This window comes from Thalassotalea sediminis (genome assembly GCF_030295915.1).
In the GTDB taxonomy this organism is placed as follows: Bacteria; Pseudomonadota; Gammaproteobacteria; order Enterobacterales; family Alteromonadaceae; genus Thalassotalea_C; species Thalassotalea_C sediminis.
In genome coordinates this window covers 2,399,955-2,416,071 of record NZ_AP027361.1, presented here as the reverse complement: position 1 = coordinate 2,416,071, position 16,117 = coordinate 2,399,955, and the positions used below count along the sequence as shown (strand labels likewise).

Annotated in this window: 15 protein-coding genes; 7 read left to right on the top strand and 8 right to left on the bottom strand. The window is 38.0% G+C overall.

The genetic code is table 11. From position 1 onward, the window contains the following. Positions 1-38: 38 nt before the first annotated feature. From QUE09_RS11115 to QUE09_RS11095, 5 genes are all read right to left on the bottom strand, one after another. Positions 39-1,001: an adenosylmethionine decarboxylase gene (locus QUE09_RS11115; protein ID WP_286232827.1), complete on the bottom strand. Its 963-nt coding sequence runs from the start codon at positions 999-1,001 to the stop codon at positions 39-41. Between the two features lie 82 nt (positions 1,002-1,083). Continuing rightward, positions 1,084-1,569, bottom strand: coding sequence for a hypothetical protein (locus tag QUE09_RS11110; RefSeq protein WP_286232826.1), 486 nt, complete (start codon positions 1,567-1,569; stop codon positions 1,084-1,086). 245 nt (positions 1,570-1,814) lie between these two features. Next, positions 1,815-3,944, bottom strand: coding sequence for a methyl-accepting chemotaxis protein (locus QUE09_RS11105; RefSeq protein ID WP_286232825.1), 2,130 nt, complete (start codon positions 3,942-3,944; stop codon positions 1,815-1,817). A 45-nt stretch (positions 3,945-3,989) separates the two neighbouring features. Then, entirely contained in the window at positions 3,990-4,682 is a 693-nt protein-coding gene (locus QUE09_RS11100) for a TorF family putative porin (protein WP_286232824.1), read from the bottom strand. Positions 4,683-4,976: 294 nt separating this feature from the next. Next, positions 4,977-5,759: a peptidylprolyl isomerase gene (locus tag QUE09_RS11095; RefSeq protein ID WP_286232823.1), complete on the bottom strand. Its 783-nt coding sequence runs from the start codon at positions 5,757-5,759 to the stop codon at positions 4,977-4,979. A gap of 330 nt (positions 5,760-6,089) precedes the next feature. Between QUE09_RS11095 and QUE09_RS11090 the strand changes: the two genes are divergently transcribed. Further along, entirely contained in the window at positions 6,090-6,548 is a 459-nt protein-coding gene (locus QUE09_RS11090) for a hypothetical protein (RefSeq protein WP_286232822.1), read from the top strand. An 81-nt stretch (positions 6,549-6,629) separates the two neighbouring features. Here QUE09_RS11090 and dbpA read toward each other — a convergent pair whose 3' ends face one another. Continuing rightward, complete coding sequence (gene dbpA / locus QUE09_RS11085) at positions 6,630-8,036, bottom strand: ATP-dependent RNA helicase DbpA (RefSeq protein WP_286232821.1); 1,407 nt, start codon at positions 8,034-8,036, stop codon at positions 6,630-6,632. A 68-nt stretch (positions 8,037-8,104) separates the two neighbouring features. Between dbpA and QUE09_RS11080 the strand changes: the two genes are divergently transcribed. From QUE09_RS11080 to QUE09_RS11070, 3 genes are all read left to right on the top strand, one after another. Next, positions 8,105-8,578, top strand: coding sequence for an NYN domain-containing protein (locus QUE09_RS11080; protein WP_286232820.1), 474 nt, complete (start codon positions 8,105-8,107; stop codon positions 8,576-8,578). A gap of 224 nt (positions 8,579-8,802) precedes the next feature. Then, entirely contained in the window at positions 8,803-10,491 is a 1,689-nt protein-coding gene (locus QUE09_RS11075; protein ID WP_286232819.1) for a M1 family metallopeptidase, read from the top strand. A 255-nt stretch (positions 10,492-10,746) separates the two neighbouring features. Further along, a complete protein-coding gene (locus QUE09_RS11070; protein WP_286232818.1) occupies positions 10,747-11,292 on the top strand; it encodes an RNA methyltransferase in 546 nt (181 codons plus the stop codon). Between the two features lie 31 nt (positions 11,293-11,323). Here the strand turns inward: QUE09_RS11070 and QUE09_RS11065 are convergent, their stop codons facing one another. Further along, on the bottom strand, positions 11,324-11,845 hold the full coding sequence (locus QUE09_RS11065; protein ID WP_286232817.1) for an NADPH-dependent FMN reductase: 522 nt from the start codon (positions 11,843-11,845) through the stop codon (positions 11,324-11,326). Positions 11,846-11,979: 134 nt separating this feature from the next. Between QUE09_RS11065 and QUE09_RS11060 the strand changes: the two genes are divergently transcribed. The 3 genes from QUE09_RS11060 (at position 11,980) to QUE09_RS11050 (ending at position 15,122) form a co-directional block, all read left to right on the top strand. Beyond that, a complete protein-coding gene (locus QUE09_RS11060; protein WP_286232816.1) occupies positions 11,980-12,888 on the top strand; it encodes a LysR substrate-binding domain-containing protein in 909 nt (302 codons plus the stop codon). Positions 12,889-13,100: 212 nt separating this feature from the next. Beyond that, positions 13,101-13,994 carry a pirin family protein gene (locus QUE09_RS11055; protein ID WP_286232815.1) on the top strand — a complete coding sequence of 298 codons (894 nt, stop codon included), beginning with the start codon at positions 13,101-13,103 and terminating at the stop codon, positions 13,992-13,994. Between the two features lie 111 nt (positions 13,995-14,105). Then, positions 14,106-15,122, top strand: a complete 1,017-nt coding sequence (locus tag QUE09_RS11050; RefSeq protein WP_286232814.1) for an alpha/beta hydrolase family protein — start codon at positions 14,106-14,108, stop codon at positions 15,120-15,122. Between the two features lie 153 nt (positions 15,123-15,275). Here the strand turns inward: QUE09_RS11050 and QUE09_RS11045 are convergent, their stop codons facing one another. Next, positions 15,276-15,992: a PEP-CTERM sorting domain-containing protein gene (locus QUE09_RS11045; RefSeq protein WP_286232813.1), complete on the bottom strand. Its 717-nt coding sequence runs from the start codon at positions 15,990-15,992 to the stop codon at positions 15,276-15,278. Between the last annotated feature and the right edge of the window lie 125 nt (positions 15,993-16,117).

Sequence of the window (16,117 nt, the reverse complement as noted above, 5' to 3'; positions counted from 1 at the left end):
TAAGTAACCTGTTACACGTATTCACAATAACGAGTTGTCTATAAAGTTAGGTGATCCTTTGAAACATCTAAGTCTACCGGCTCGATAGCTTTTATTTGTGGTCGAATAAAGTTAGCAAAGTGCATTAAATATCCGTTATCAAGTGTTTTACTAACGATAGATTGACGCACATAGCACTTATTAACATGTTGTTTGATCAGCGCATCAAATGATTGCTCATTAACGGTTAATACGTCAATAGAGTTTGGTTCTAATATAGCAATTATCGCTGGTGCCATCAGTATTAGGTTTAAATTCGACTCAAAGGAAATGTAGCTACTGCCTGCTTGAGGGGTAACATGTATGGTGAAATACTCATTGTTATTGATCGCATTAAGTGAATAACCATAAGGGTCGAAAACAAAGTCATCTGTATCAAATTGCGGTATTAATTTGTCGAGTTGTAGAAAAGATCTTATCGCTTTTGCTGTGATGTTTTCTGCTGAAAGCGTATGTGATGCATTGTCACTAATTTGATAGGCAAGTAACTCATAGGTTTTATCAATAGGGTCTGCTACATAGTCATTAATTAAGTGATATACGTAATTATGATGGCTATCCAAATGTCCAAAGCGCATTGCTTTGCCGTTAACGTACTGTTGTAATTGATTTATATCTTGGCCAAAATAGCTAGACTGTGCGTGAGCTAAGTATTCATTTTTACGCTGATAAAGCAGGTGCTTAATTTGCTTTGCATCAATATTTTGCAAGAAAAACTCAACAGATTTGACGAGTGATGTGGTGCCACAAGTTAAGATAAGTAATCTATTTGACCAAACAAATAAACTTGACTCGGAAAGTAGGTAAGCATGACAGACGTCATTTTTAATCGACGAAAGTATATGCGCTTCGCAACAAGCAACAAGCTTTCGCCAAAATGCTTCGTCAAAGTCGGTTAATAAATTAATGTTATTATGGGCGACGATGATTTCTGCTTTCTTTACGGAGCCTTCAAAGAACAAAAGTTATTCCTCGTTTAGTAAACAAACGCTTTCGCACATATGAAGTAAAGTGGGTCATGGTGTTAATATTGGTCAAGGTATACTAGCGACTTTTTGACTTTATTTCGTTATACACTTTTTCAAAATGCTGGTAAAAAAAACTATCAAAATACTTTCCGTGGTTTTGCCATACTTTTTGAAAATTTGGGCGATGAAACCACTCTATAATTTCAAGTTCCCAGCCTTGCCATTGTGTTGTTTTGGCGCCTAATGTAACTCTATTGTACATTAAGTATGCGCGCTCAAAAATTGCAATTCTAATTAATAAAATGGCTTCTTCTTGTTTTTTTTGTTCTTCGGTTAATGTTACCGGGTTATTATATGGTGAATCAAACACATCTAACGATGGATGTTCAATACAAAGCTGTTGTATTTCAATATACTTTTCATCTAAGGCGTCGAAAGTACCATATTCCCTCTCAAGCCTTTGTTTTTTTTGCTCTTTTAAGTAGACATATATTGCTGTTGGTACACCTGCGATGGTAATGATAAAGGTCAATATTTCGAGAATTTGAGACAGTTTCTCCATTACGTTACTCTTATTAGAATCAAGCCAATTATTGATGTTAGAAAGCCTATACTAATAGACCTGTTTGAGTAAATACATTTCTGTTGAATTGCGTATTAGATTTTGCAATTAAACGCTAAACAAGCAATACCTTATTAAGGTAAGTGTTACTAAGGTAATGAATAATCAAAGGGCGCTGTTGGTAGCGGTTTTGCGATGAAGCAAAGCAATATACACGGTATGCTTTGCTTCATTATAATTCAGCGTTAGCTTGTTTTTAATTTATTAAGTAGCTCTATTAATTCGTGCGCAGATTGATGAATAGAGGTAGCACTGGTTTCAGATGCTTGTGATAACACGGCAACTTCGTTGGTCGCATCACCGACGACAACCATATTTTTGTTAAGCTCCTCTGAAACTTGGCTTTGCTCTTCGGCAGCTGCGGCAATTTGTAAGATGTGTTGATTAATTTCCTCAATTTGGGTCACGGTTTCTTGCATTTTTTCAAATGCTCCGCTGGCGCAAGCGGCCGCGTTATCCGCTTTAATACTGCCTTTTTCAATAATATTAACAGTTGTAGACACTTCATTTTGTAGTGCGGAAATTACTTGAGAAATCTCATCAACTGAATCAGCGGTTTTCGATGCTAATGCTCTAACTTCGTCAGCTACTACACTAAAACCTCTACCATGATCTCCCGCCCGAGCGGCTTCAATCGCTGCATTTAATGCAAGTAAATTCGTTTGTTCTGCAATAACGCCAATAACGTCGAGTATTTTTTTGATGTCGTCACTGCGAATAGATACCGCTTTAACTGCTTCAGAGGCTGTACCTATTTCATCAGATAGTTCTGACGCCTGTGTAGAGGCTGTAGATACTTCAGATTCAGTGTCTTTTACCGACTGTGTCGCTGCAGTTGCGTTATCTGCCGCAGATGAAGCAGTGTTTGCAACTTCTTGAGCGGTTTGGGACATCTCTGTAATTGCGGTAACAATCGTATTAACCTCAGCTTGCTGAGTAGAAATGTGTTGGTGGGTTCGTTGCGCATTGTCTTTACTTTCTTCACTCAATTCCATGACTTCTAGCCCAGACTGCTTTGCTTGTTCTAGCAGTGCGCGTACTTTTTCTCTAAATTGATTAAAGCCATTACTCAAGTTAATTAGTTCTGCATGTGATTCAACATCAATTGCCTGAGTAAGATCGCCACCTTGTCCTGCAAGTTCTGCCATTCTATCGGCGACCATTTCAACAGGACGAACAATACCTCGGGTAAAAAACTTAATCAGTACTAAGGCTATGATTATAACGATAAAGGCGACAATTAAGTTGTTGCGTAATATGTCGTTAACTTCATTTGATATCATCTCTGAAACGTTATCAACAGGCTGCATTGCGGTACCAACGTCAATGCCAACGATAAGCTGCCAATCAACATTGGCTTCTTTAATTTTTATCGGACGTACAACATATAAATAGTTATCAATAACTTTAGATTGTGCTTTTCCTGAAATAGCTAGCAATGATTTGCTATTCGGAAAAACGTCTTTAAAGGGCTTCGCTAAATTTGCTTCGTGCTCTGTTGCTGCGGCTAAAAAACCCGCTTGGCTGACAATAAAGACTTTAGAGTTGCCGCCGTATAATGAAGCTTTTAATTCTTTTGCGAAGCTTTGAAGAATTGGTAAATTCAAATCAGCACCTACTACACCTCTGAAGCGACCTTCAGCGACAACAGGTACCACTAAACTGGTCATAAGTTCATTATAACCAGGCCTAATTTCATAGTTATAAGGGTTTGAAGCGCAAGGAGACATTTTGTCCATTGCACATAGGTACCACTCAGCGGCACGAAAGCCATATTCATCAGGTGTTGTATCATGCTTTTCTTCTGGATCTTCAACAATTTCTTGAGAAATATTGCCGCCATCTTCTCTAACAAAGTAAACTTCAAAACTTCCATGACCTGCAACCGAATGTGCGTAACCTTGCGTAAATTCGCTGTCTTTACCATCAAAAGCATTATCTTCAAATTGCGCGTATATGGATGACGTGCTGCTGTATTTTAAAGTGCTTTTAACGATCGATTCTACTTGGTCGCGAGTAAGAGGTTGGGGTAAGTCACCATTAATATTACTAGTAATTTGTTGCGCTAATTTATAAGGCACAGAGAAAGACTCGGCAAACAAACTGGCGATTTTCTCAGAGATCGCATCAGTTTTTGATATAACACTGTCTTCAATTTGATTAGACACTTCGTTACTGACTTCTTTAACAATGACTTCTTCAGTATTACCGAGAGAGTAGGCGCTGATACTCATGTAACTGATCGTATTGATAATAAATAGTGCACCAACAACGAGGAGTAGTTTTAGTGATAAACTTTTTTCTTCAAAAATCATAGGGGGTTCCTGTGAGTCTGTTTAGGCGTTTATTTATTAATTTGTTTATAAACCAAAGGTATAGCTAACGGTGCCTAACAGTTTAACGTCATCGTCATAATTTAAATCAGTTTTTTCAAGGGACAATGTAAATGCTAACGCTTGCCATGACAACGCAGCTTCAGCCTTATAATGTATATAGCTATCGTCGTTGGTATCCCATGAGAATTTGTCTTCGTCAAGGCTGGTAGAACGGTCAACTTGAAAGTTTAGTGATAGTGTTTCGCTAAGCGGAACACTATGTGCTAGCGCGATGATATAGTGTCCAGCATCTGTCCCCGCGTAATCATTGGAGTACCAAGCCGTTATTTGAGTGCTTTGATAGCCTAACGTTAGGTAAACTTCTGCATAGTTAATCTCGCTACTGTCATCGCCGCCGATGTAACTGTAGTAGGCAAGCCCAGTATCGTACCAGAGGTTATCATCAATGCTTTGAGAAAAGCCTGCGTAATAATCAACTTCAGCGTCTGTACCATCGCCAAAATCAACATTTGAAGCCCAACTACCTATATATGCTCCGTTTTCTCCAGCCCAATCTATGCTGCCTTGTATTGCTGGTTTTTCATCGGTTTGTGATACGCCATTAAATAAATAATCTGATGCCGCTGTCAGTGTAACCGATACTTCGGCATGACTTGGCAGCGATAAACTAAACAATGAAACGGCGAGTGTACAAGGTAATATTTTTTGATATGACAAGGTAGACTCCTAAGGTGCTAATTTTACTCGTCATATTTACTATAGTTAACAATTTTCAAAAAGGTGAATAAAATTTTCGTTGAACGTTTATTTTATATGAAACAAGTAAAGTATCGGATTGTATCCGCTTAGCAAAGATCCAAAATAACATATGATCATTACAACTCTTTTTGTCTTTGAGCGTCTAAACGTTATTTGTTGTCACGCTTTGTTTTGAAGGTATAAATGGTTAAATTTACCCGCTTGTATAGCATGGGAGATTTTTACACAAGCGGGTAATACAACATTAAGGGGTTATTTTTTTCTAAAAACCAAAGGGAAAGCGCATAACAACAGGGCAAACCAAGAGAAGCTACCGCCACTGCTACCGCTAGATTTAGGTTGTTCTAAACTTTTCTCATAAAGCGTATTTTTTGTTGATGTGAGATCCGCATCAGTGCTTACCGTCGCATCGTAAATGACGACTTGATAGATGTTGACGAAGTTTTCTTGTCCGGGCACAGCATCTGCATCACCACACTGATCTTCATAATCTGGCATTGGTAATTCGCGAAACCCACCATGGCCAGTATCGCAACGTGGGACTTCTGCAATTGCATTGACAACATTCATTCCGTCTTCAATAACTTCGCCAAATACAGCATAAGCACCACCACCGTACACATCTACAGGGTCAAGAGTGGATGAATTATCTTTCAAATTAATAAACCACTGGCTACTCGCGCTGTTAATTCTTCCACTTTGTTTTGCCATTGAAATTGTCGCTTTTACGTTTGAATAAGCAGGTTCATTTTCAATAGTGCCATTCGTTTCAATCCATTCTGGTGGCAATTCACCTTCAAATTTCGCGCCACCACCTTGTATAACAAAGTCATCAACGGTTCGGTGGATAATGGTATTGTCGTACTTTCCTTCTGTTACATAGTTAAGAAAGTTTTCAACGGTTTTTGGTGTTGTTTCATCATGTAAATTTACTTTGAAATTACCATGTGAGGTCTGAAATTCTACGATGGTTGCTTGCGCAGAGGCAGCACTAAGTCCCAATGTTAAGACCAACGGAGTAAGATATTTTTTCATGCGTTTATTATTTCTTTAATTGATTAAAATCAGTGTCTTCGATGGTAGGGATAGCCGATAAAAACGACAAGCAGTTAAATGTTATCTTATGTAAATGGTCGACATATTTGTGAAGGTGTTTTGGTTGTGTCGACCGCCGCGTCAAAAAGCAATATGCTCAGTTTAAGGATTTTTTGCTAAATGAAATAAACTATCTTTCTATATAAATGAGTTACTTAATCTCGCAGCTTACACTTCTTTATATCAAATTGTATATCTGTCCTATAATCAAGTGGCCTTTTGCTTTGTAACGTAGTGCATTAGGAAAACTAATCATTGAGGAGAAATGAAATGTTTAAGCGTTTTAAATATCTTATACTAATTTTCACTACGGTTACGTGTGTTTCTACATTCGCAAAAGAGAGACTGGAAGTTTATCAAGATTATGATTTTGGTTCGGACATATTAAGTATTACTACGGTTAAGATTGATGCCAATATGGAAGATGTCTATTTAGCGGGTCTGAGCCAAACATGGGCGAGAGCGATGCAGATGAATAAGGAAATGGGCTACATCAAAGATTGGAAAATATTGGCGAGTGATTTACCACAAAGTGGGCAATTTAATATGTTGCTGATGGTAACGTTTGAAAAGGCTTCAGATTTAGAGCCTAATAAAGAGCGCTACAATGCTTTTATGAAAAAATGGGGAGAAAAAAATAGAGATCTTGCCATTAAAATCTCGGCAAAGTATCCCGAAGTGAGGGAGTTAACGGGTCAATATTTAATGAGAGAAATCAAACTAAAATAACGGTATATGACGTAAATGAAAAGACTACATTTATAAGCCGTTAGCATTAAGATGAATAACGCTAACGGCTTATTCTTTTGATTATTTTAACAGCCTTGCGCGAAAATTTCGCCCTTTCATTTTCCCTTCTGTTATAACTTTTAAGGCTTTTTTAGCAACAGTACGCTTTACTGCAACATAGGCTTTTAGCGGTGTCATTTGTATTTTGCCAATGGCATTACCATCAATCACATTGTCTGCTGTTAAAGCGCCGAGAATATCGCCTGGACGAAGTTTTTGTTTCTTACCGCCATCAATTTGAATCGTTGTCATGGGGGCCATTGAAATAGGATTATTTAATACCTCGTTATTAGGTAAAGGCTCAGCATGAACTTCTATATCAAGGTACTCTTCTAAACGAATGAACTTGTGAGCTTCTTTATTACTCATTAGTGAGCAAGCAATACCTTTGTTTCCTGCGCGTCCAGTACGGCCGATGCGGTGTACATGAATCTCTGGGTCATGGGCTATATGGTAGTTAATCACCATACTGATATTGTCAATATCAAGGCCACGAGCAGCGACATCAGTAGCAACTAGAATATTAATGCTTTGGTTGGCAAAACGAATAAGTGTTTGATCACGATCTCGTTGTTCTAAGTCGCCATGCAACGCAGCACAACTAAAGCCGCGATGTAGTAAAGAGTCAGCTAATGCTTGTGCCTCTGACTTGGTATTACAAAAAATTACTGAAGAGGTGCATTGAAAATGTTGTAATAATAGGGCTACCGCTGTTGAGCGTTCATCGTTACTTTGTACTTCAAAAAAGTGTTGTTCAATACTTGCATGGTTATGATTACTTTCTACCTTGATCAGTTCAGGCTTTTGCATGATCTTGTTAGCCATAGATTTTATTTTTTCAGGGAAAGTAGCACTGAAAAGTAAAGATTGCCTTTGCGCAGGACAGTGTGAAAATATTAAGTCAAGTGATGGCTGAAAGCCCATTTCTAGCATGCGGTCTGCTTCATCTAGCACTAAGGTATTTAATTCAGACAAATCTAAACGCCCCTTTTGCAGGTGATCTTCAATACGACCTGGTGTGCCAACAATGATATGCGCGCCATGTTCTAATGAACCAATTTGTGGGCCCATAGGGGTGCCACCACACAATGTTAAAACTTTTACATTGTGTATTGCTGCTGCAAGCTTTCGAATTTCTTTAGCAACTTGATCTGCTAGCTCACGCGTTGGACAAAGTACAAGTGCTTGTATTCGAAATCGTTTTACTTTTAAATTGTGTAAAAGACCTAAGGTAAAAGTTGCTGTTTTTCCCGATCCTGTTTTACCTTGACCGATAATATCTTGTCCCGCCAAAATTTTTGGCAGCGCTTTTTCTTGAATAGGGGTCATTTCAAGATAACCTAAGCGCGTTAAGTTTTCAGTAAGTTCAGGGCTTAATGGAGTATTTGAAAAAGAGAGAGCAGACAAGCGATAAAACCTTATTAACATGAATTATTTGGATTATATCAGAGGGGAGGTGATATAGTGCGATTGTTTTTACGCTAAAGGAACATTTCGTGACCAAAATTGCTATTTTTGTTGATGTACAAAATATTTATTATACCACGCGCCAAGCCTTTGGTAGACAATTTAACTATCGCCAGTTTTGGCAGCAGATCTTGCAACAAGGTGATATTGTAATCGCAAACGCTTATGCAATTGCACGAGATGATGATCAGCAACACAAATTTCAAACCGCTCTTAAACATATTGGTTTTGATGTAAAACTTAAACCATTTATTCAGCGTAGCGATGGTTCAGCAAAAGGAGATTGGGATGTCGGAATCGCTATTGATGTACTCGATGCCGGCCCTGATGTTGATAAAATTATTCTACTCTCCGGTGACGGCGATTTTGACTTATTATTAGCAAAGGTTGCCGATAAGTTTCAATGCGAAACGCACGTTTTTGGCGTTGCACAATTAACTGCAGCGTCTTTAATTAATGCGGCAGATAACTTTACTCGTATAGATAGTGGGTTATTAATGTAATTATTTGAACTTTTTTGTGTCTGCTATTTTATAAAGAAACAAAGGGAGTATAACGTTTATAAGAATAGTACGCTTCCTAAGATATGTCTTGAATGTAGTTGTTATTATCATGTTATTCATAGTTAACAATCTGTTGTTAATCGCAATTATCTTTCACTAGTAGATGCATTCATAGTAAGTTGAATATCTGATAATATTTTATAAGTGCTTGAGAGGAATGAAGCATGAACCATTTAATGGCATGCCTTTTTGTGGCTTTGGTTGCATTATCTAATAACGTTTTTGCAGAGCAGCGTACTGATTATACCATGGGAAGCGATGGCCCTTTACCCGCTTCGCAGCAAGGATTAACACTTGAACATGCTGATCTTCACTTTACTATTTTTCCAGACAAAAAGGCGATTTCAGGCAAAAGCGTTTTATCGCTTATCAGCGGACATGCGAGAACGCAAGTTGGAATAAATCTAGATAACTTTTTTGATATTAGCAAAATACTGATAAACAATGCGTTGGTAGCAAGTACGCAATATAGTAATACTGAAGGCTTATTAGTTATTCAATTAGGTGAAGCCATTGAAGGGGAATTTACGATAGAAATTCATTATTCAGGCATACCGCGCGAAGCGGTTAGAGCGCCGTGGGATGGTGGTTTTGTGTGGTCAAAAACTTCAGATGGTCAAGATTGGATAGCAACGGCAGTACAAGGAGAAGGCTGTGATTTGTTCTGGCCGTGTATTGACAACCCAATAGGCGAGCCTAAAACCACAACTATTCATATTACCGTGCCCAAGGGGTTAGTTGCAGCGTCAAACGGAACATTAAAATCGGTAACTAAAGGTGATTCAACAGACACGTATCATTGGCAAGCATTATCACAATTAAATACTTATGGTGTTGCTATTAATGTTGGTCCATTTGATGTGATAAAAACAACATTTAACAGTCATTTTGGTAATAAAATTCCAGTAGAGTTTTATCATTTACCTGCAAACAAAGAAAAAGCAAAACAATTGGTTGAACAATTGTTGGCGATGACTGATTTCTTCGAAAAAACCATAGGGCCATATCCTTTTGCCCAAGATAAAATTGGTGTTGTAGAAACGCCTCATTTAGGGATGGAGCATCAAACGATCAACGCCTATGGTAATCAATATAAAACAGACAAATATGGCTTTGATTGGTTGATGTTTCATGAGTTTGCACATGAGTGGTTTGCTAATCAATTAACTAATAAAAATGCGAATGCAATGTGGCTTCATGAAGGCTTTGGCGCATACGTACATCCGTTGTATGAGTATTTTCTCCACGGCCAAGCGGCATACATGGCGCATATGTTTGATATGCGTTTGGGCATTAGAAACAAAGCACCTATTGTAAGCAAAGAGTTATTGACTGTTGAGGGTGTTTATCAAGAAGAAAAAGGTGGGCCGGGAGCAGATATATATGCTAAAGCTCCCTGGGTATTGCATACGTTACGAAATCTTATTGGCGATAAGCATTTCTTTGATGCAACAACAGCGCTAGTTTACGGGACTGCAACGCCTAAACCGGGAAAATTTAAACCTGTTTTAGCGGATACAGAAGACTTTCTTAATATCGTTAATCGATTAACAGGCGATGATTACTCATGGTTTTTTGATGTCTATTTTTATCAAGCTGCGCTGCCAGAAGTGGTAGAAAATAGAACGAAAGACCGTTTAACGTTAGCGTGGAAAACGCCTAATAACTTACCATTTCCATTACCTTTAGATGTATCAGTAAATGGTAAGATATTCTCATTGGATATGACGAAAAATAAAACATTAGCTGTTTCAGCTAATGACCTTGTGATCATTGATCCAATGAGTAAAGTACTGATTGAAAAACCACATGTTGCTGTGTATCAAAAATTTATTAAAGAAAACGCTAAGTAGGTTGTTAAAAAAGTTTAACCGTTTATATTTTTCAACAGTATAAGTATCGATTGTGAGATGGTTAGAGTATCGCTAAAAGCTGGATGATATAGGATTATTTGTTCATTTTTAGCGAGCCATAATATGTCAATCGCGGTTAAAGCAAAAAACAGCTTTAATGTAAGACATTTTAAATAGGCATCTGCATGATATAAGCGCAGATTTAGTTGAGCCATACGCTTTATAGGGTATGCTAGCTGATAAAATGTAAATTAGATGAAGTATCAACAGCTCATTATGAATCAGTCAAATGTAATCATCGGCTTAATCAACCCTAAAGGGCCGAGCAATGTCGGCACAATAATGCGTGCAGCGGGGTGTTTTAATGCTGACGAAGTTTTATATACCGGCACTCGGTATGCACGTGCTGCACAATATGAAGTAAAAACAAATACCGATACACACAAATCCCGAAATCATATTCCCCTGACACAAGTGGAGTGTTTATTAACTAACAAAGTAGAGGACATGGCTGTCGTTTGTGTTGAACTATGTATTGGCGCAACGTCACTTACTGAGTTTAAACACCCAGAACGTGCATTGTACATATTTGGTCCCGAAGACGGTTCAATTAGCCAAGGGATTATTGACCAAGCTGATCATGTCGTTTATGTGCCGACAAAAGACTGTTTAAATCTAGCGGCAACTGCGAATGTTGTGCTTTACGATCGGTTAGCCAAATCATCAAATATAAATAAGGGTGATGAATTGATAAAAAACAGTCGAGATACTAATAACCGCCTTAAAGTTAGCCGTGAATAAAGGCCTTAACCTTGCTTCAACATAATATTGCTTAGATTTTTGCAAGTACTGCTTTTAATTGCTCGTCTAGTTCTGCGTTAATCAGTTTACCTGTCTCTTGATCAAAATTGTCATAAAAGCTCGGAATTGATAAAGAAGCTAACACCTTTCCGTCGAAAAAGTGTGCAGAGTTTTCAGCCAATGCCAATACACTTTTTGCGCCGCCGGGACCTGGCGAAGTTGATAACAATACCATAGGTTTACCTTGATAAACTTTTTGGTCTATACGTGAAACCCAATCAAACAAGTTTTTAAAAGCTGCAGTATAGTTACCATTGTGTTCAGCGAATGAAATGAGTATTGCATCTGCTTCTGTTATATTTCTGGCAAAGTGATAAGCTGCGTCTGGAATACCATGAGCCTCTTCTAGATCACTGCTATAAATAGGCATTTGATGGTCGTTGATATCTACTATCTCTACTGTATGTTGATCTAAAAAAGTCGTTGCGTAAGTCACAAGCGCTTTATTAATTGACTTGATACTGTTACTCGCTGCAAAAGCTAAAATTTTCATTTTTATCTCCAAATTGTATTTTTCGATGTAATGATAGATTATAAACATAGAACGATAGCTCATTATATAGCCAAATATTGAAAGATTCGTTCTTTATTTGGAACGATATGGGTCACTGTTAATAAAGGAGATCAATGTTGATTGATTTAAATGACTATTATTACTTTGTGCAAGTAGTAGACAAACGGGGCTTTACTGCGGCAGCGAATGCGTTAAATATGCCTAAATCACGTTTGAGTCGTCATGTATCCAAACTAGAAGATAGATTAGATGTAAAGTTAATACAAAGAACATCGCGTCAATTTAACGTGACAGAGATGGGCCAAGTTTTCTACCAACACGCTCGAACACTTATTAACGAAATGGAAGCTGCAGAAGCAGCGATAGAGAGCAGAAAGACATCACTAAGTGGTCGAGTAATTATGAGTTGTTCGGTGGGGGTAGCGCAATTTGCGATCAAAGATGTTGTTACTCAATTTCTTTTGGAACATCCAAAAGTTGAGCTTGTACAACAAGTCACCAATGAAAATATCGATTTAGTGTCCTCTGGTATTGATATGGCGATTCGAGGGCATATTGAAGCCTTACCAGACTCGAGTCTTATTCAACGAAGTCTATGCAATGTGTCATGGCATTTATTTGCAAGTCCTCATTATCTCGCAAAAACAGGTATCCCAAAAACGCCCTATGATTTATTTAATAGGCAAAGTTTGAAAGTTGGATGGCAGCCAACAACGGGGCATTGGACGCTTGAAAATAATGATGGGCTTAAAACAGCAGTGCCTTTTAGTCCACAACTTTGTAGTGATGATATGAGTACGCTAAAAGCATCTGCCATAAAAGGTTTAGGGGTTGTAAGTTTACCTGCTTATACTTGTAGAGATGAACTAGCTAATGGTTCACTTGAAAGAGTATTGCCTAACTGGGTGTCAGGCAAAGCTCAGCTGAGTTTACTAACGCCATCGCGAAAAGGACTTTCGCCTTCTGTGAGCACTTTTGGAGAATATTTACTTAACAACCTTAAAGATCATGTTGGCGATTAGAGAAGGTTATCTTAGCGATATGAGCGAGTGGTTTAAAATGGCTAATCTATAACAAACCATTAAGGCTACGCTTCGGTCATGAGTACTTAGACATTTTAATTTTGTATTCTTGTTCTAAAAATGGAACGAAATGTTCGAATAATGTCTATTTACCAAGTTATTGTTCTATTGCTATTGTTAATTTAACGCTTCCAATTAAAAAGGAAATAGCAATGACCAGCCCATTAAAACAGGCGACATTATACAATGAGCATGACATGAATAAGGTAATTTTTTCGGCGATTACCCACGGCCAGCCGTTTCAAATTCGAGGTGGTTTTGATGCATTAGGGTTCCGTCATACATCTTTTGGCGACCTTATGGATCCGCTTATTATGGTGGACCATTATACCATGACAAAACCAACGTTTGGTGCCCACCCGCATGCCGGCTTATCTGCTGTTTCATTGTTGTTTGAAGATAGCATTGGAAAATTTCACAATCGCGATTCACTCGGTAATGATTTTGATTTGTTACCCGGAGATCTATACTGGTTAAACGCTGGTAATGGTGTTGTTCACGATGAATCGCCTAGAGAAAACGCTAGAATCCATGGATTGCAGGTGTTTGTAAATTTACCTAAAGCCCTAAAAATGTCAGCACCTCAATCTTCTTTAGTTAGATCGGAACAAATGCCAGTGATCACCGGTCCGGGTTATCGTGTTCGTCTGGCTGTTGGTGAATCAAATGGCATTAAAGGAGCGCTAATTCCGTCAAATTATTTAACTATTCTAGATGGAAAGCTGCTTGGTGATTCAACATTTTCACATCAAACAAAAGAAAATGAGCAAAGTTGGATTTACGCAGTTGCGGGCAACATTGACATTGTAATAGGAGAGAAGGTAGTAAGCCTAAAGCAAGGGCAGTCAATTGCGGCAAAAACCATGACTCAAGCTATAAGCATAATGACTAAGGCGTCAGAAGACGCTCATTTTGTGTTGTTTTCAGGACCTGCAATTAAAGAAACGTTTATTCAACGAGGCCCTTTTGTAATGAGCACAGAACAAGAGCTCGACAACGTACAGCGTGACTATGAACTTGGTAAACTCGGCACTTTACGTTATTAAGCGTCGCATTTAATCATAGCAGACGCTCAGTAAGCTTTTTGATAAGGACTAGCTATGACTAATTTTACTTATTGTCTCTTTTTTACGCTGTTATCTATATGTTGCTCAAGCATGGCCAGAGTACAATCAAGTGCTGTTGAATTAACACATGTTATTGCTGCACAAGATGTTCAACTAGCCGGGACATTAACTTTGCCCAGTGAAAGCAAAGAGAATGCGCTAGTTATTATGCTTTCAGGCAGCGGACCTCAAGATAGAGATGAGACATTGGATGGTTTTAAAGTGTTTAAAACACTATCTGACCAGCTAAGTGAACGAGGTATAACTACGTTTCGTTTTGATGACCGAGGTGTTGGTAAAAGCACGGGAAATTTCGCTTCAAGCACGTTGCAAGATCATGTGAATGATGTAGTAGCAATCATGGAGTATTTTAAAAACCATGAAACGCATCGATTTGATGATTTTATTTTACTTGGACATAGCCAAGGCGGAATTGTCAGTGCTAAAGTTGCAGTGCAATATAACGATGTTAATAAAGTGATATTGATGGGGGCGCCAGCAGTTCCGCTTATTGAGATTGTTACCTATCAATTAAGACAAGAATATGAGCAGAAAAAACTAGATAGAGCTGTTATTGAAAAGGACGTTTCCGTTCATAATAAGTTAATGCATGCGATCTATAGCCAGCAAGGTATCAAACAAGCGTTGAAGCAGTTTACGGCCTCTTCAATTTTGATGCTATTAGCGAACAACCAAAATGAAAAAGATCTCGCTGAAATTACTCAACTCGCAGAAGAGCGAACGAAGCAATATGAAGTCGTTTATGCATTGCCTTCATTAACTTCTTTCTTATATCACGACACAGCGAAAGACTACGAAAAATTGTCTATACCAGTGTTAGGGCTATTTGGCGGTAAAGACCTACAGGTAACGATTGCTCAGAACAAAGACAGAATGGAAAATGCATTGTTAAAATCAAAAACTCGTTACCAATTTGAAACATTTAACGATGCAAATCATTATTTTCAGCAAGCCGATACCGGCTTACGAGAAGAGTACGCCACATTAGAAAAGCATTTTGTTGATGGGTTTGTAGATACTCTATCAAACTGGATTTTAACACAATAATTAAGATGATCTTAGTTAGGAGAAAGGCTAGCGAATTGACTTTGTTAGGCTTACGCACCTGATTAAATATTGTTTGGCTGCGTGTGCTATTTATAAAATGGTAATAAAAAAAGCACCAGTAAATGGTGCTTTAGTTTTAAAAAAACATTTGGGTTACTGTTTCTTAACTCTTCGTGAAGCCAACCCCATAATACCTAAAGCGAAGATGGCAAGGGTAGAAGGTTCTGGCACATCTACTGAACCGTAAGTTAAATTATCGTAACGCACAGCAAAGTCACTGCCTTCATATTTTGCATTTAAAATAACTTCACCAAAGTAACTTACATCACTTACAGAATCGGTGTAAACGCTCGTACCATTAATGAAGTATTCTACACCTGAGCCGGTTATTTCAAATGCAAAGGTGTTAAAGGCATCAAAGTTAAACAGTGAACTAAAATGTGCCCAACCAATGTTTGAATCATAAGCTGCTACAGATCCGCCATTACCACCTTGAAACTCTAAGATAGGATACGCCGAAATTGCATCGGTACCATCGTATGCAGTTGACCAAAAACCACCATATCTTTCATCGTTGCTCCAAGCGCTATCAATAAACATGTCTATAGACATAAAAGTTGATTCGCCGATATCAAGCTTCATACCTTGCGTATCGTAAAAGCCACCATTAGGATTCAAAGGGCCGGCAATATTCATCACCAATTCGTTATTCACTATATCAAAGCTTGATGGTGCTGCGCGATCAACTGACCAGTTGTTTAAAGAGTCACCATTATCGAAAGTTGTCGTGATTAATGAAGCGTTAACATAAGAACTGACAGATAAAACTATACTAGCCAAAGCCATTTTTAACATTTTATTGTTTTTCATATTATTCCTTGTAATACCGTTGTTTAAAATAGGGTAGCTTGATTCACATCAATCTTAATTGTACATATGCACAAAATGCACCAAAAAATAAAGTTCTTTATTTACAGTATTTTAAGTTAATGTTG

What these genes read in the sequence shown, in the direction of transcription:
- QUE09_RS11110 (WP_286232826.1), bottom strand. Translation starts at nt 1,569, where the DNA reads ATGGAGAAACTGTCTCAAATTCTCGAAATATTGACCTTTATCATTACC.
- QUE09_RS11105 (WP_286232825.1), bottom strand. Translation starts at nt 3,944, where the DNA reads ATGATTTTTGAAGAAAAAAGTTTATCACTAAAACTACTCCTCGTTGTT.
- QUE09_RS11095 (WP_286232823.1), bottom strand. Translation starts at nt 5,759, where the DNA reads ATGAAAAAATATCTTACTCCGTTGGTCTTAACATTGGGACTTAGTGCT.
- QUE09_RS11090 (WP_286232822.1), top strand. Translation starts at nt 6,090, where the DNA reads ATGTTTAAGCGTTTTAAATATCTTATACTAATTTTCACTACGGTTACG.
- dbpA (WP_286232821.1), bottom strand. Translation starts at nt 8,036, where the DNA reads ATGTTAATAAGGTTTTATCGCTTGTCTGCTCTCTCTTTTTCAAATACT.
- QUE09_RS11075 (WP_286232819.1), top strand. Translation starts at nt 8,803, where the DNA reads ATGAACCATTTAATGGCATGCCTTTTTGTGGCTTTGGTTGCATTATCT.
- QUE09_RS11070 (WP_286232818.1), top strand. Translation starts at nt 10,747, where the DNA reads ATGAAGTATCAACAGCTCATTATGAATCAGTCAAATGTAATCATCGGC.
- QUE09_RS11065 (WP_286232817.1), bottom strand. Translation starts at nt 11,845, where the DNA reads ATGAAAATTTTAGCTTTTGCAGCGAGTAACAGTATCAAGTCAATTAAT.
- QUE09_RS11060 (WP_286232816.1), top strand. Translation starts at nt 11,980, where the DNA reads ATGTTGATTGATTTAAATGACTATTATTACTTTGTGCAAGTAGTAGAC.
- QUE09_RS11055 (WP_286232815.1), top strand. Translation starts at nt 13,101, where the DNA reads ATGACCAGCCCATTAAAACAGGCGACATTATACAATGAGCATGACATG.
- QUE09_RS11050 (WP_286232814.1), top strand. Translation starts at nt 14,106, where the DNA reads ATGGCCAGAGTACAATCAAGTGCTGTTGAATTAACACATGTTATTGCT.
- QUE09_RS11045 (WP_286232813.1), bottom strand. Translation starts at nt 15,992, where the DNA reads ATGAAAAACAATAAAATGTTAAAAATGGCTTTGGCTAGTATAGTTTTA.